Origin of the sequence: Pseudonocardia adelaidensis (assembly GCF_039543345.1) — a bacterium.
Taxonomy (GTDB): domain Bacteria; phylum Actinomycetota; class Actinomycetes; order Mycobacteriales; family Pseudonocardiaceae; genus Pseudonocardia; species Pseudonocardia adelaidensis.
The window spans coordinates 41349-55856 of the sequence record NZ_BAABJO010000043.1 but is presented as its reverse complement, the minus strand read 5'-3'; the positions used below and the strand labels follow the sequence as shown (position 1 = coordinate 55856).

Sequence of the window (14508 nt, the reverse complement as noted above, 5' to 3'; positions counted from 1 at the left end):
AACTCTCGGCAACGGTAGCGTGCTCCGGGTGCGTCTGGCTACGTGGAACGTGAACTCGGCCCTCATCCGCCTGCCCCGGCTGCTGCCCTGGTTGGACGAGCGCGCGCCGGACGTCGTGTGCCTGCAGGAGACCAAGCTGTCCGACGAGGCGTTCGCGGAGGCACTCGACGCGCCACTGGCGGAGCGCGGCTACGCCGTGGCCCACTTCGGCGAGGGCCGCTGGAACGGGGTGGCGCTGCTGTCGCGCGTCGGGCTCGACGACGTCGTGCGTGGCCTACCCGGCGAGCCGCGGTTCCCGTCGCCCGACTCCCCGGCCGAGGCGCGCGCGGTCACGGCGACGTGCGGTGGGCTGCGCGTCACCTCCGCCTACGTGCCGAACGGACGCTCTCCCGAGGACCCCCACTACCTCTACAAGCTGGAGTGGCTCGCCGCGCTGCGGGAGTCGGTGACGGACGCGAGTACGGCGGTGGTGGCGGGCGACATGAACATCGCGCCCACCGACGACGACCTGTGGGACCCGGCGCTCTTCGTGAACTCGACCCACGTCACGCCGGCCGAACGCAAGGCGCTCGCCGAGATCAAGGGCCTCGGCCTGCACGACGTGGTGCGCGACCGCTGGCCGTCCGACCGGATCTTCACCTACTGGGACTACCGGGCCGGGCGCTTCCACCAGGACCTGGGCATGCGGATCGACCTCGTCCTCGCCGGTGCCGACCCGGCGGGGCGCGTGCAGGCCGCGTGGGTGGACCGCAAGGCACGCAAGGGCAGCGGCCCGAGCGACCACGCCCCCGTCATCGTCGACCTCGACACGGCCCCGGACGGCGACGCAGGCCCCGTGGTACCGCCGCCGTCGACGCCGAAGAAGCTGCCGCACCGCGCCTGAGGGCGCTGCAACGGGAGAGCAGGGCGTGATCCAGTTGGACGCGGGGTACTGCTCCTCGGTGACCGTCCTGGAGAACCATGAGCTGACCGTCCTGGATCCGCGCACCGACGAGGTCGTCGGGCGCGTCCCGATCGCCTCGCCCGAGCGGTGCGACGAGGCCGTCGCCTCCGCCCGGCGGGCCGCGTCCGGCTGGGCCCGCACTCCGGCGGCCGAGCGCGGCGCGGCCCTGCACGCCGCCGCGGCCGCCGTCCGGGAGGCCGCCGACGAGCTCGCCGCCCTCAACTCGCGGGAGACCGGCAAGCCGGTCGACGACGCCCGCGGCGGTGTGGACGCGGGCGTCGGCACGCTCGTGCAGTACGCCGAGCTCGGCCCAGTGCACCGCGGCCGCAGCCTGCACGGCGCCTGGGCGGCCACCGACCTGATGATCCCCGAGCCGCGCGGCGTCGTGGCCGTGCTGACGCCGTGGAACGACCCCGTGGCCGTTGCGGCCGGGCTGATCGGCGCCGCGCTCGCGACGGGGAACACGGTGGTGCACAAGCCCAGCGAGCGCTGCCCGCAGACGGGACGCCGGTTCGCCGAGCTCGTCGCCGCGCACCTGCCGCCGGGCGTCCTCGAGATCGTCGACGGCGACGGCGCGGTGGGGGCCGGGCTCGCCGGGGCGCCGGTCGACGTCGTCGCGCACGTCGGCAGCTCCGCGACCGGACGCGCCATCGCCGAGGCGTGTGCCCGCACCGGTGCCCGCGCCCTGCTGGAGAACGGCGGCAACGACCCGCTGGTCGTCGACGCCGACGTGGACCCGGGGTGGGCCGCCGCCCAGGCGGCGCTCGGGTCGTTCGCGAACGCGGGCCAGATCTGCGTGTCCGTCGAGCGGATCTACGTGCACGCGTGCGTGGCCGACGCGTTCCTGGATGCGCTCGTGCAGGAGGCGGGGCGGTGGGCGGACCGGATCGGCCCACTGGTCGACCGGGCGCACCGGCGGCACGTGCACGGGCACGTTGCGGGCGCGCTCGACGGCGGCGCCCGCGCCCTGACCGGCGGCGCGATCCCGGACGGCCCCGGTGCCTTCTACCCGCCGACCGTGCTGATCGGGTGCGTCCCGGACATGGCTGTCATGAGCGAGGAGACGTTCGGCCCGGTGGCACCCGTGCGTGTCGTGCCCGACTTCGGCACCGCGCTGCGGGAGGGGGGCGACGGCCGCTACGGCCTCGCCGCGACCGTGCTCACCGCCGACATGGAGCACGCGCAGCGCGCGTGGCGGGAGCTCCCGGTCGGCACCGTGAAGGTCAACGACGTGTTCGGTGGCGCCCCCGGCGGGGCGTCCGAGCCGCGTGGCATCAGCGGCACCGGGTTCGGGTTCGGCCCCGAGCTGCTGGACGAGATGACGGCCGTGAAGGTCGTGCACTTGGGAGTGTGCTGAAGGGCCCCGGCCGCAGCGAGCGGCGTCCAGGTGGCCGCCTGGGCGTCGCGCAGTAGGTCGAAGCACTTCGGCGCGCTCCTCACCGCGGGACCCGCTCGAGGGACACACGTTGGGGCGGACTTCGCCGGTTCCGCCTGCGGGCCGCCAGGAACGGCGCAAGTGTGCTCGCGTCCACCGACGAAGGAGGAGCCGTGCGCACCCGTTCCCTCCGGCAGGCCGTTGCGAACGCGGTCGCCGTGGTCGCCATCATCGGCATCGTGTTCGGCGCGGTCACCGCCTGCGCTTCGACCGATCAGGACCAACCGGCTCCCACCGCGTCGGACCAGCCCGGAGCGCCGGGCGGGCCGAACGCCGCCCTCGGGATGGGCGCCGGCGGTGCGCTGGGGGCGGCCGGGTCGGCCGCATCGGCGATCACCGCGCTCGGTGGCCTCGGCCAGGCGCAGGGCGCTGCCCAGAACGTCCGCGACCTCGGTGCCCAGTACTCCACCGACGGGCAGGCGCTTCTCGACCAGCTGAAGCAGGGCGCGGGCGGCACGCTCGACAGCGAGCCGACCGCGGACCAGCAGGCCACCCTCGCCGACCTGCGCGCCCGCAACGGCGAGCAGTTCGACCAGGCGTGGCTGCGCGCCGCGGGCCAGCTCCAGCAGCAGGCGCGGGACGCCGCGAACGCCGTCCTCGCCGACGAGAACGCCTCCGACGAGGCCAAGGCCGCGGCGCAGGACGCGCTCGACCGCCTCGACTCCCTCACCGAAGGGCTCCAGGAGGCCGCCGCCCCGTCCGGCGCCACCACGCCCAAGGCCGTCGACGCCGGGAGCGGCGGGCAGGCCGCGGGCGACGTGACCCCGGCGGCGATCGTCCTGGTCGGGCTCGGTGCCCTGCTGCTCGCCGGCGCGCTGTGGTGGCGGCGCCGGGCGGCCTGACGGTCGAGGCGGGCCAGGGCACCCTCGAGTTCGACCCGCCGGCCGGCCGGGGCGCCGTCGCACCCGGACGGCACCCGGCCGAGCCCGGGGACGGTGCCGCCGTGCCCGGGCACGGCGGGCGCGTCCCCCGCGCGCTCGTGGCCGCGGGCTCGGTCCTCCTGCTGGGCGGCCTGACGATGCTCGCGCCCGGGCCGGGCGCCGTCGCCACGCCGCTCGGCGCCCCGGAGCCGCAGGCGCGCCCCGGGCCCGACCCGCTCGACCTGCACCCGGGCGGACCGGTCGTCGACGGGGAGCTCGCGCGGCTGCTCGCCGGCGAGGCCCCCGCGCCCGAGCCGATCCGGGCGGGAACGCCGCCCGTGGAGCTCGCTCTGCCCGCCCGGGGCCTGCGTGCCCCCGTCGTCGCGGTGACGACGGGACCGGAGGGCGCACTCGTGGTGCCGGAGCCGCCGTCCACGGTGGGCTGGTGGTCGCCGAGTGCTCTGGCGGGCGGCGCGGGAGGGACGACGGTTCTCGCCGGGCACGTCGACTCGCGCACGGGCGGGCTGGGCGCGCTGGCCGTCCTGCGGCACGTCACCGAGGGCGAGGAGGTCGTCCTGCTGGGCGCCGACGGCCGCTCGGTGGGCTACCGGGTGACCGCCCGCCGCCAGTACACCAAGGCGGAGCTGCCACCCGAGGTGTTCGCCGCGGGCGGGCCGCCCCGCCTGGTGCTGATCACGTGCGGCGGGGCGTTCGACCGCAGCACCCGGCACTACGCCGACAACGTCGTGGTCTTCGCCGAACCGGCCTGAGTCGCGGCGCGCGGAGACCCGAGCACCCCGATCGACCCCAGTGCCACGAGCACAACGATCAGCACCGGCAGCGCCGCCGCCGGCGTGCCGAACAGCGCGAGCACCGCCCCGCCCGCGCCGATCAGGGTGGCGGTGCCGAGCTGGTCGGCGATCTGGGCGGCCGAGGTGTGGAAGCCGGTCTCGTGCGGCTCGGACTGCTGCAGCAGCAGGAACGACACCGACGAGAACCCGAGCCCCATCCCCACGCCGGCGATCGCCCAGAACGGCAGGGCGAGCCACGGGACGCCCCATGCCGGGGCGACCAGGAGCATGCCCGCGGCGCCGATGGTGACCGCGCAGAACCCGACCCGCAGCAGCCGCTGGCGCGGCAGGTCCGGGTGCCTGCCCTGCCACGCCGACGCGCCCGACCAGGCGAGCGCGCCGACGATCAGCGGGATCCCCGCCGCGGCGAGCGACCAGCCGTGCGTCGCCTCGAGCATGAGCGGCAGGTACGAGTTGATCGTGAAGAACACGCCGGCGAGCAGCCCGCGCGAGGCGACGATCGTGGGGATCCCGCGCCCCAGCCGGAACACCCCGCGCGGGAAGAGCCGCACGAGCGCCGGGACGAGCACGGCGACGGACGCCGCGGCGACGACGGCGGCGAGCACCGAGGTGTGCTGCGAGGCCCAGCTCAGCGCGGCGACCCCGGCGGAGGCCCCGAACGCCGCCGGCAGCACCCCCCGGCGGGTGGCGCCGGCCGCCCGCTCCGGCCGCGTCAGCGTGCGCACCGCGGGGACGACGAGTGCGGTGGCGACCAGCACGAGCGGGACCAGCCCGAGGAACACCCAGTGCCAGGACAGCGTCTGCGTCACGACCCCGGACACGGGCGGGCCCAGCAGCGCCGGGAGCACCCACGCCGACGAGATGAGGCCGAACACGGCGGGCCGGGCCCGCTCCGGGTACACCGCGGCGATCAGCACGAAGACCGACACGCTGGTCATCCCGGCACCGGCGCCCTGCAGCACCCGGCCCACGAGGAGCTGGGCCATCGTGGTGGCCGTGCCGGCCACCAGCAGGCCGGCGCCGAAGAGCAGCGGGGACACGACGAGCGGCACCCGCGGCCCGTTCCGGTCGCACCAGCGACCCCCGAGCACCGTGGCGAACACCGACGCCGCCATGAACGTGACGAAGGGCCATGCGTAGAGCGCGACGCCGCCGAGGTCCGCGACGAGCGCCGGCATCGCCGTGTTCACCCCCATCGCCTCGAACGCGATGAGGCTGATCAGGAGGACGATGCCGATCGTCGTGGCGCGCCGGCTCGGTCCGAACAGCTCGTCGCGGACGGCGGTGGGGGGTTGGGCTGCGGTCACGGCGACGATCGTGCAACCTGAACACGGGTGCAGGTCAACTGCGTTCGGGCGGGGAGGGTCCGCACATGCCGGTCAGGACGACGCACACGGGGAGCTTGCCACGCCCCGCCGACCTCCTCGCGGCGATCGCGGAGCGCGAGCGCGGCGGCCCCGATCTCGACCCGGCGGCGGTGCGCGCCGCGGTCGCCGAGTGCGTCCGCCGGCAGGTGGAGACCGGGATCGACGTCGTCAACGACGGCGAGCTCGGCAAGATCAGCTACGTCACCTACGTGCGGTCGCGCATCACCGGCCTGGAGGCGGTCGAGGGCGGGCCCCGGCCCAACCCCGCACTTGACGGCTTCCCCGAGTACGCCGAGCGGCTCGCCCGCCGGGCCGCGTCCCGCGACTTCGTCATCCCCGTCTGCCGGGGCCCGGTCACCTACCCGGACACCGCGGCCGTCGAGGCCGACATCGCCGCGCTGCGCTCCGCCGCCGGCACGCGGGAGGCCTTCCTCACCGCGGCGTCGCCCGGCGTGATCGCGCTGTTCGTCGACGACGAGCACCACGGCGACCGCACCGCCTACCTCGCGGCGCTCGCCGAGGCGATGAAGACCGAGTACGACGCGATCGTCGGCGCAGGCCTCCTGCTGCAGGTCGACTGCCCCGACCTCGCCGCGGGCCGCGCGGGCTTCCCGGACGGGGAGGACGGCCTGCGCGCCCACCGCGAGCGGATGGAGCAGAACGTCGCCGCGCTGAACACGGCCCTGCGCGACGTCCCGCGCGAGCGCGTGCGCCTGCACGTCTGCTGGGGCAACTACGAGGGCCCGCACCACCGGGACGTGCCGCTGCGCGACATCCTCGACGTCCTGCTCACCGCGCGCGCCGGCACGCTGTCCTTCGAGGGCGCGAACCCGCGGCACGGGCACGAGTGGGCGGTGTTGGCCGACGCCGACCTGCCCGACGACCTCGTCCTCATGCCCGGTGTGATCGACAGCACCACCAACTACGTGGAGCACCCCGAGCTCGTGGCCCAGCGGATCGAGCGCTACGCGCGGATCGTCGGGCCCGACCGCGTGCTCGCCTCCACCGACTGCGGGATGGCCACCCTCGCCGTGAGCGAGGACGGCGTCGACCCGCGCATCGCGTGGGCCAAGCTGCGCGCCCTGGCCGAAGGCGCCGCCCTCGCGAAGTCCTGAACCTGCGGGCAGAGGCGGTGGGCCGCGTGGCAACCTTTCCCCGTGAGCACCAGCACCGCGTTCGCCACCGAGAGCCCCGAGGCCACCGCCGTGCGGGAGGCCGCCCAGCGCGCCGCGGCCGCCGCGCCGGGGGTGCGGGCGGCTGGCGGCTCGAGAGTCGATGCCGCCCTGCGCACCGCGGCGGACCTGCTGCGGGAGAAGCAGGCCGAGCTGCTCGCCGCCAACGCGGCGGACGTGGAGGCGGCCGAGCGCAGTGGGATGGCACCCGGCCTCCTCGACCGGCTGCGGCTCACGCCGGAGCGGCTCGCGGACATGGCCACCCAGCTCGAGGTGCTCGCCGACACCCCCGAGCCGCCCGCCCAGCGGGAGATCCGCACGCTCCCGGGCGGGGAGCGCGTCTACGAGCGGCGGGTGCCGGTCGGTGTGATCGGCGCCGTGTTCGAGGCCCGCCCGAACGTCACGATGGACGTCGCCTCGCAGGTGCTGAAGGCCCGTAGCGCGGCAGTGCTGCGCACCGGGTCGGCCGCGCTGAGCTCGGCCCGCGCGCTCGTCGAGCTCGTGATCGCGCCCGCGCTGGAGCGCAACGGCGTGCCGGCCGCCGCCGTGCAGCTGGTGCCCACGCCGGGGCACGCGGGGGCCGAGGCCCTGGTCGGGCTGCCCGACCTCGTCCCGCTCGTCGTGGTGCGCGGCAGCGGCGAGGTCACCCGCAAGCTGTCGGCGCTCGGCGCAACGGCGGGCACCCGGATCCTCGCCCACGCCGACGGCGGCGGCGTGCTCTACCTGGACGCGAGCGCCGACCCGGCCGACGTCACGCGCCTGGTCACCGAGAGCACCGACCGGCTGGGCGTCTGCAACCGCCTCAACCTGCTGCTGATCGACCGCCCCGCGTACGGCCGGCTGTGGCCGGTGGCCGAGGAGGCGCTGCGCGCCCGGGAGATCACGCCGAGCCTGCCGCCGCACGGCCACCCGCTCGGCCACGAGTGGGCCCTCGACTCCGGCGCCGAGGCGCACGTCACCGTCGCGCCGGTGGACGGACCCCTGGACGCCGCCGCCACCGCCGCGCGCGAGACGTCCGGCCTCGCCGCCACGGTCTGCGCCACCGACCGGACGGCCGCCGAGTCGTTCATCGACGCCTACCCGGGCACCGGCGTGTTCTGGAACACCACCACCCGACTGCTCGACGGCTACAAGCTGCTCGGCCTGCCCGAGACCGGCATCAACGTCGACCACACCCCCGGGCCGCGCGGCCCCGTGACCTACGTCGACCTGTCGCTGCGGCAGTTCGTGGTGCTGCCGCCTGCCTGACCGAGCCGGACCTCGCGCGCCGTGCACCCGAACCGGGCTTTGAACGCCCGGCTGAAGTGCGACGCGTCGACGAAGCCCCACGAGAAGGCCAGGTCGCTGATCGTGCGGCGACGCAGGGCGGGGTCGCAGAGGTCGGCGCGCACGGCGTCGAGGCGCTGTGCCCAGATCCACTCGGCGATCGAGCACGGCTCCCCGGCGAAGGCGCGGTGGAGCGTGCTCACCGAGGTGTGCAGGGCGGCTGCGATCGCGGCCACGGTGAGGCCGGGGTCGCGCAGCCGGGCGCGGGCGCACGCCTTGATCTGTTCGCGGCGGGCGGCCAGCTCGGGCTCGGGGACGGGCGTGCCGGGGGCCAGCGAGCTGAGCCCGGCCACGACGATGTGCTCCACGCTCTGGGCCACGGCCGCGGCGGCGGCCGGCTCGAGGACCCCGATGTCGGTGGCGAGCGTCCGGATCATCCTGATCATCAGGTGGCCCGCCCCGCGGGAGCCGTGGACGCCGCGCGCCGTGAGGTCGGGTGCCCTCCGCAGCTGCGAGCGCAGCGTCGGGCCCGGGAGCATGAGCACGTACTGCTGGAACGCGTCGTCGAAGTGCAGCTCGTAGGGCCGGGTGGAGTCGTAGAGCGCGAAGTCGCCGGGCGCGAGCACCGCCGCGCGCCCGTCCTGCACCACCGCGCCCGCACCCCGCGTCTGGATGCTCACCAGGAAGTAGTCCTCGGCCGCCACCGCGATGAGCGACGGCGTGCGCCGCACGTGCTGCGCCGTGGCGGTGACGCGGGAGAGCTCCAGCGTGGCGAGGGAGTCGGCCCGGATCTCCCCGACGACGTCGCTGCCCGGCGTGGTCGTGTCGAGCCGGACGTAGGTGTCGGACACGGCCTCGTTCCAGTACGCGAGCCGCTCGCGCGCCTCCACCGCGTCGGTGGTGAGCAGGCGCGCCATGGGTTGACGGTAGGGACGCCCGGACGGCCCGGCAAGACGCCGCCCTATGTGGGCGGCAACGTCCAGAGCCCGCGGGGCTTGCGGTGGTGCGTGCCCCGGTACGGCCGGTTCACCGCCTCCTTGACGAACCACCACCCCTCCGCCTCGGTCTCCGCCCAGCCGTGCGAGGTCTTTCCCCCGTCCAGCACCACCGTCCACCGGTACCGGCCGGAGCGCTCGCTGAACGTCACCGACGCCCGGCCCTGCTCCCGCGCGATCATCAACCGCGCCTCGGCCTCGTCCGCCGCCTCGCCCATCGCGAACCCACCTCCGGGGACCTCCGTCATCCAGAACGCCATGTGGCCACGATGCCGCATAACCCGCATAGAACGCAATCTCAGCAGAGGCCGCACAAGCAGCAGTAGCCGCACTGACCTGCGCCTACGGTCGAGGGGTGTCAGAACCGCGCCTCGTCACCACGGCGGAGCTGGCGCGCGCCCTGGGCCTGGCGCCGCGCACGATCCAGAAGTACAGGCAGGACGGCATCCTGACCCCGGACCTCGAATCGGCCGGTGGCCACGCCAGGTGGAACATCGAGCGGGTCCGCGATGAACTGCGGCGCATCGCGGCCGAGCGTCGCGACGACCGCTGAGCGGTCGACCGGCCGACGGTGCGTCGACGAGTCAACACATCCGACACGCAGGGACCAGCGTGCGTGCCGACCACGCGCCACGCTTCCCGGGTATGACCCACCCCCGGTTCCGCGCCGCGGCCGTGCAGGCCGCACCCGAGTTCCTCGACCTCGATGCCGGCGTCGAGAAGTCGATCACCCTCATCGCCGAGGCGGCCGCGAACGGCGCGCAGCTCATCGGCTTCCCGGAGACGTTCCTGCCGGGCTACCCGTGGTTCGTGTGGCTGGACGCGCCGGCGTGGGGCCTGCAGTTCTTCCCGCGTTACCACGACAACTCGCTGGTCTACGGCTCGCCCGAGGCCGAGCGGCTCGCCGCCGCAGCTCGCCGCCACGGGATCACCGTCGTCATGGGGCTCTCCGAGCGGCAGGCCGGCAGCCTCTACATCGCGCAGTGGATCATCGGACCGGACGGCGAGACGGTCGCGCAGCGCCGCAAGCTGAAGCCCACCCACGTCGAGCGCACCGTGTTCGGCGAGGGCGACGGCAGCGACCTGTCGGTGTACGAGACGCCGCTCGGCCGGATCGGCGGGCTGTGCTGCTGGGAGCACCTCCAGCCGCTGTCGAAGTACGCGATGTACGCGCAGGACGAGCAGGTGCACGTCGCGGCGTGGCCGAGCTTCTCGCTCTACGCGGGCGCCGCGTACGCACTCGGCCCCGAGGTGAACACCTCGGCGAGCCGCATCTACGCGGTCGAGGGCGGCTGCTTCGTCGTGGCACCGTGCGCCACGGTCTCGCCGGAGATGGTGGAGCTGCTCTGCACCGACGACACCAAGCGCGCCCTGCTGCAGCCCGGCGGCGGGTACGCCCGCATCTTCGGTCCGGACGGGAGCCTCCTGCACGAGCCGCTCGCGCCGGACGCCGAGGGGATCGTGTACGCCGACCTCGACCTCGGCACGATCTCACTCGCCAAGGCCGCCGCCGACCCGGCCGGCCACTACGCGCGGCCCGACGTCACCCGGCTGCTGCTCAACAAGACCCCGGGCGACCGGGTCGTGCCGTTCACCGCGCCGGGTGTCGAGATCGAGGGGGAGCTGCCGAGCGCGCCGACCCGCATCCCCGCGGACGTGTGACGTGGGGTCGGCGCTCCTCGCCGACCTGGAGCGCTGGGCGGGGTCCCACCCGACGCACGTCGCGATCTTCGGGACCGCCATGCGGTACCTGTCGACGTCGGGCCCGGCCGCCCGGTTGCCCTCCACCACGGGGTATCGGGGGTGGTGGAGCGCGAGGCGCTCGTCGAGTACGTCAGCTGCCGGCCCGGGACCGGCCTGATCCACGCGCTGACGGGGTAGGCGGCGAGTCCCCGCAACGGGATACATTCGGCGGCGTGCCTGCGCCAGAACTGCATCGGACGACGTTGCCCAACGGGCTGCGGGTCCTCGTCGTCCCGGACCCCGTCACCCCCGTCGTCGGCGTCGCGGTACACGTCGACGTGGGATTCCGTTCCGAGCCCGAGGGGCGGACGGGGTTCGCGCACCTGTTCGAGCACCTGATGTTCCAGGGCAGCGAGAGCCTGGAGAAGCTGGCGCACTTCCGCCACGTCCAGGGGTCCGGCGGGGTGTTCAACGGCTCGACCCACCAGGACTACACCGACTACTTCCAGGTGCTCCCCGCTGCGGCGCTGGAGCGCGCGCTGTTCCTCGAGGCCGACCGGCTGCGCGCGCCGAAGCTCACCGAGGAGAACCTGCGCAACCAGGTGGACGTGGTCAAGGAGGAGATCCGGCTCAACGTCCTCAACCGGCCCTACGGCGGGTTCCCGTGGATCCTGCTGCCGCCGGTGCTCTACGACACCTTCCCCAACGCGCACAACGGCTACGGCGACTTCTCCGAGCTGGAGCAGGCATCGCTCGACGACGCCGCGGCGTTCTTCGACACCTACTACTCGCCGGCGAACGCGCAGGTCACGGTGGCGGGCTACCTCGACGTCGAGGAGACGCTGCGGCTGGTCGAGAAGCACTTCGGCGACATCCCGGCCCGTCCCGCGCCGCAGCGCCCGGCGTTCGGGGAGCCGCTCCCCACCGGCGAGCGGCGCCAGTCGGTCATCGACGCGCACGCGCCGCTGCCCGCGATCGCGCTCGGGTACCGGCTGCCCGACCCCGGCGCCGACATCGACGGCTACCTCGGCCACGCGCTGCTCGGGTCGGTGCTCGGCGACGGCGAGGCGGCCCGGCTGCAGCGGCGGCTCGTGCACACCGACGGGCTCGTCACCGACATCTCCGCGGGCGCCGGGCTGATGGGCCCGCTCGACGCGCGCGACCCCGACACGTTCACGATCACGGCCGTGCACCCGGCCGCGGTCGACCCGGACCGCGTGCTCGCCGCCGTCGACGAGGAGCTGGACAAGCTCGCCGCGGAAGGCCCGAGCGAGGACGAGCTGGCCCGCCAGGTGGCCCGCTGGTCGGCCGGGCTGCACCAGGAGAACGACCGCGTGATGTACCGGATGCTCGGTCTCGGCGCCCGCGAGCTGCTCTACGGCCGGGCCGAGATCAGCGCGGAGCTGCCCGACCGGCTCGCCGCCGTCACCCCCGAGCAGGTGCGTGCCGCCGCGGCCGCGCTGCGCTCCGGCGGGCGCGGTGTGCTGCTGGTGGAGCCGAAGGAGGGCGAATGACCGTGACCGGCCACCGCAGTGCCGAGGAGATCGGCCGCACCGAGCTGGGGCCGCGCCCGCTGCCGCCGCTCGGGGACACCCGCGAGGTGCCGCTGCCCGACGTCGAGGAGCGTGTCCTCCCCAACGGGCTGCGCGTGCTCGCCGCCCACCGGCCCGGCGTGCCGATGGTGGAGCTGCGGCTGCGCGTGCCGTTCGCCGGTGACGAGCCGGAGCACCCCGCCGTCGCGGAGCTGCTGTCGTCAACGCTGCTCACCGGCACGGCCACCCGCGACCGCGTCGGCATCGACGACGAGCTGGCCGCGGTCGGTGCCGACCTCGGGGTGAACGTCGACCCGGAGCGGTTGCAGATCGGTGGCTCCGGCCTGGCCGACGGCCTGCCCGACCTGCTCGGCGTGCTCGCCGACGTGCTCACCGCCGCCACCCACCCCGACGGCGAGGTGGCCCGCGAGCGCGACCGGCTCGTCGAGCGGATCAGCGTGGCCCGCGCCCAGCCGCGCACGATCGCCCGGGAGGCGTTGCAGCGCAAGCGCTTCGGCGACCACCCGATCACCCGGGAGATGCCCACCGGGGAGGAGGTGGCGGCCGTCAGCGCCGAGCAGGTGCGGGCCCTGCACGCCGCCGCGCTCGTGCCCGGCGGATCGATCATGGTGCTCGTCGGTGACATCGAACCCGCCACCGCGCTCGCGCAGGTCGAGAAGGCCGTGGCCGGTTGGACGGCGAACGCGCCTGCCCGGGAGCTGTCCCCGCCGCCCGCGATCACGCCGTCGGACCTGCTGCTGGTGCACCGGGCCGGGTCGGTGCAGTCGCAGCTGCGGCTCTCGGCGCCCGCCCTGCGCCGCGACGACCCGCGCTACGCGGCGCTGCAGCTGGCCAACCTGGTGTTCGGCGGCTACTTCTCCTCCCGGTGGATGGAGAACGTGCGCGAGGACAAGGGCTACACCTACGGCGCCCACTCCGGGATCGAGTTCGTCCCCGGCGGCGCCGTCCTCGGCGTCGAGACCGACGTGGCGAGCGACGTCACCGCCGCCGCGCTGCTCGAGACCCGATACGAGCTCGGCAGGCTCACCGCGGTGCCGCCCACCGCGGCCGAGGTCGACGCGGCCCGCGCCTACGCCGTCGGGTCGCTGCTGATCTCGCTGGACAACCAGGGCGGGCTCGCGTCCACGCTGTCCGCCCTGGCCGCCGACGGGCTCGGGATCGACTGGCTGCGCGCGCACCCCGCCCGCCTCGAGTCGGTCACGGTCGAGCAGGTGGCGGAGGCGGCGCTGGAGTTCTTCGCGCCCACGGCGTTCACCGGGGTCGTCGTGGGTGACGCGGACCTGATCGGCGCCCGGGTCCGCGCGCTGGGCGGGGTCACCGGCCCGTGACCTTCCGGCTGCACACCCCGCCCGTCCTGTCCCGCTCACTGGTGATGCGGGACGAACCGATCCGCAGCGACCGCGAGCGCCAGCTCGCGGGCTGGCCGAAGGCCCGGCTCGTCGTGCTCGACGAAGGCGGTCGCACGCCCGTCGACTGGGGGGACGTCCGCAGGCCGCGGGACCGCTGGGACATGATCTCCGGCTCCGGGGCCCGGCTGGTCACCCGGCCGACCAGCGGGGAGGAGCCGCCCGAGGACGCCGTGCTGCTCGGCGAGCACGACGGCACGGCCTACTGGGCGGTGCGCGGCGAGGTGGACCTCGTCGCCGGGGAGGACCCCACCGACTGGGCCGACCTGCGCACCGTCGGCGCCGCCCTCGACGCGCTCGGCGCCGGCCTGCTCACCGGGGCCGTGGCCGTGCTGAACTGGCACGCGGCCGCCCGGTTCTGCGCGCGGGACGGCTCGCCGATGCACCCGCGGGCCGCAGGCTGGCACCGGGTGTGCGAGGCCAACGGGCACGAGGAGTACCCGCGCACCGACCCGGCCGCGATCTGCCTGGTGCACGACGGCGCCGATCAGGTTCTCCTCGCGCGTCAGCCCGTCTGGCCGGAGGGCCGCTACTCGGTGCTCGCCGGCTTCGTCGAGGCGGGCGAGTCCCTCGAGGCCTGCGTGCTCCGGGAGATCCACGAGGAGGTCGGCGTCCGCGTCAGGGACGTGTCCTACCTGGGCAGCCAGGCCTGGCCGTTCCCCCGCTCCCTGATGGTCGGCTTCTCCGCCGTCGCCGACCCGGACGACCCGATCGTCCCGGCCGACGGCGAGATCGCCGAGGCGATGTGGGTGACCCGCGCGGATCTGCGCGCAGCGCTGGACGAGGGAGACTGGGGCGCAAGGCCGAAGGCCGAGCGCCCGCTGCTGCTCCCCGGGAAGGTGAGCATCGCGAGGTCGATGCTGGAGAGCTGGGCGGCCCTCGACTGATCGACCGCACACACCGGCTCGGGACCGCACAGACGTCCCGCAGTCCGTGCCGTCGCGATCCGATGTGTGCGGTACTCGGATTTCTCGATTCGGGTCCGCGCGCGGACTTCTCCCCGCGATGCTCGTCCG

14 protein-coding genes are annotated in these 14508 nt (G+C 75.1%); 11 read left to right on the top strand and 3 right to left on the bottom strand.

Features of this window, described 5'->3' with window-relative positions:
• Positions 1 to 28 precede the first annotated feature (28 nt).
• The 4 genes from ABEA81_RS37540 (at position 29) to ABEA81_RS37525 (ending at position 4008) form a co-directional block, all read left to right on the top strand.
• Positions 29 to 883 carry an exodeoxyribonuclease III gene (locus tag ABEA81_RS37540; RefSeq protein WP_425570826.1) on the top strand — a complete coding sequence of 285 codons (855 nt, stop codon included), beginning with the start codon at positions 29 to 31 and terminating at the stop codon, positions 881 to 883.
• A 34-nt stretch (positions 884 to 917) separates the two neighbouring features.
• Entirely contained in the window at positions 918 to 2300 is a 1383-nt protein-coding gene (locus ABEA81_RS37535) for an aldehyde dehydrogenase family protein (RefSeq protein WP_425570830.1), read from the top strand.
• A gap of 191 nt (positions 2301 to 2491) precedes the next feature.
• Positions 2492 to 3220: a DUF4142 domain-containing protein gene (locus ABEA81_RS37530; RefSeq protein WP_345612022.1), complete on the top strand. Its 729-nt coding sequence runs from the start codon at positions 2492 to 2494 to the stop codon at positions 3218 to 3220.
• Positions 3199 to 4008: a class F sortase gene (locus ABEA81_RS37525; protein ID WP_345612021.1), complete on the top strand. Its 810-nt coding sequence runs from the start codon at positions 3199 to 3201 to the stop codon at positions 4006 to 4008. The genes ABEA81_RS37530 and ABEA81_RS37525 overlap by 22 nt, the downstream gene beginning before the upstream one ends.
• Here ABEA81_RS37525 and ABEA81_RS37520 read toward each other — a convergent pair.
• A complete protein-coding gene (locus tag ABEA81_RS37520; protein ID WP_345612019.1) occupies positions 3969 to 5357 on the bottom strand; it encodes an MFS transporter in 1389 nt (462 codons plus the stop codon). The genes ABEA81_RS37525 and ABEA81_RS37520 overlap by 40 nt on opposite strands.
• Positions 5358 to 5422: 65 nt before the next feature.
• Here ABEA81_RS37520 and ABEA81_RS37515 point away from each other — a divergent pair, with 65 nt between their 5' ends.
• Both ABEA81_RS37515 and ABEA81_RS37510 read left to right on the top strand, forming a co-directional pair.
• On the top strand, positions 5423 to 6532 hold the full coding sequence (locus tag ABEA81_RS37515) for a cobalamin-independent methionine synthase II family protein (protein WP_345612017.1): 1110 nt from the start codon (positions 5423 to 5425) through the stop codon (positions 6530 to 6532).
• Between the two features lie 42 nt (positions 6533 to 6574).
• Positions 6575 to 7837, top strand: a complete 1263-nt coding sequence (locus ABEA81_RS37510) for an aldehyde dehydrogenase family protein (RefSeq protein WP_345612015.1) — start codon at positions 6575 to 6577, stop codon at positions 7835 to 7837.
• On the opposite strand, the gene ABEA81_RS37505 is transcribed toward ABEA81_RS37510, so the two are convergent.
• Complete coding sequence (locus ABEA81_RS37505) at positions 7789 to 8772, bottom strand: AraC-like ligand-binding domain-containing protein (RefSeq protein ID WP_345612013.1); 984 nt, start codon at positions 8770 to 8772, stop codon at positions 7789 to 7791. The two genes, ABEA81_RS37510 and ABEA81_RS37505, sit on opposite strands and share 49 nt — an antisense overlap.
• Positions 8773 to 8816: 44 nt before the next feature.
• The gene (locus ABEA81_RS37500) at positions 8817 to 9110 is read right to left on the bottom strand and encodes a hypothetical protein (protein WP_345612011.1); all 294 of its coding nucleotides are present in this window, start codon (positions 9108 to 9110) and stop codon (positions 8817 to 8819) included.
• A 95-nt stretch (positions 9111 to 9205) separates the two neighbouring features.
• Here ABEA81_RS37500 and ABEA81_RS37495 point away from each other — a divergent pair, with 95 nt between their 5' ends.
• The 5 genes from ABEA81_RS37495 (at position 9206) to nudC (ending at position 14379) form a co-directional block, all read left to right on the top strand.
• The gene (locus tag ABEA81_RS37495; protein WP_345612010.1) at positions 9206 to 9403 is read left to right on the top strand and encodes a MerR family transcriptional regulator; all 198 of its coding nucleotides are present in this window, start codon (positions 9206 to 9208) and stop codon (positions 9401 to 9403) included.
• Positions 9404 to 9495: 92 nt separating this feature from the next.
• Positions 9496 to 10512: a carbon-nitrogen hydrolase family protein gene (locus tag ABEA81_RS37490; RefSeq protein WP_345612008.1), complete on the top strand. Its 1017-nt coding sequence runs from the start codon at positions 9496 to 9498 to the stop codon at positions 10510 to 10512.
• Between the two features lie 254 nt (positions 10513 to 10766).
• Positions 10767 to 12047: a M16 family metallopeptidase gene (locus tag ABEA81_RS37485; RefSeq protein WP_345612006.1), complete on the top strand. Its 1281-nt coding sequence runs from the start codon at positions 10767 to 10769 to the stop codon at positions 12045 to 12047.
• Positions 12044 to 13414: a M16 family metallopeptidase gene (locus ABEA81_RS37480; protein ID WP_345612004.1), complete on the top strand. Its 1371-nt coding sequence runs from the start codon at positions 12044 to 12046 to the stop codon at positions 13412 to 13414. Before ABEA81_RS37485 ends, ABEA81_RS37480 begins: the two co-directional genes overlap by 4 nt.
• Before the next feature lie 44 nt (positions 13415 to 13458).
• A complete protein-coding gene (gene nudC, locus ABEA81_RS37475; protein WP_425570829.1) occupies positions 13459 to 14379 on the top strand; it encodes an NAD(+) diphosphatase in 921 nt (306 codons plus the stop codon).
• Positions 14380 to 14508 lie beyond the last annotated feature (129 nt).

Excerpts from the sequence above, each read along its gene's own strand:
- ABEA81_RS37490 (WP_345612008.1), top strand. The coding sequence starts at position 9,496 with ATGACCCACCCCCGGTTCCGCGCCGCGGCCGTGCAGGCCGCACCCGAG.
- ABEA81_RS37515 (WP_345612017.1), top strand. The coding sequence starts at position 5,423 with ATGCCGGTCAGGACGACGCACACGGGGAGCTTGCCACGCCCCGCCGAC.
- nudC (WP_425570829.1), top strand. The coding sequence starts at position 13,459 with ATGCGGGACGAACCGATCCGCAGCGACCGCGAGCGCCAGCTCGCGGGC.
- ABEA81_RS37505 (WP_345612013.1), bottom strand. The coding sequence starts at position 8,772 with ATGGCGCGCCTGCTCACCACCGACGCGGTGGAGGCGCGCGAGCGGCTC.
- ABEA81_RS37480 (WP_345612004.1), top strand. The coding sequence starts at position 12,044 with ATGACCGTGACCGGCCACCGCAGTGCCGAGGAGATCGGCCGCACCGAG.
- ABEA81_RS37500 (WP_345612011.1), bottom strand. The coding sequence starts at position 9,110 with ATGGCGTTCTGGATGACGGAGGTCCCCGGAGGTGGGTTCGCGATGGGC.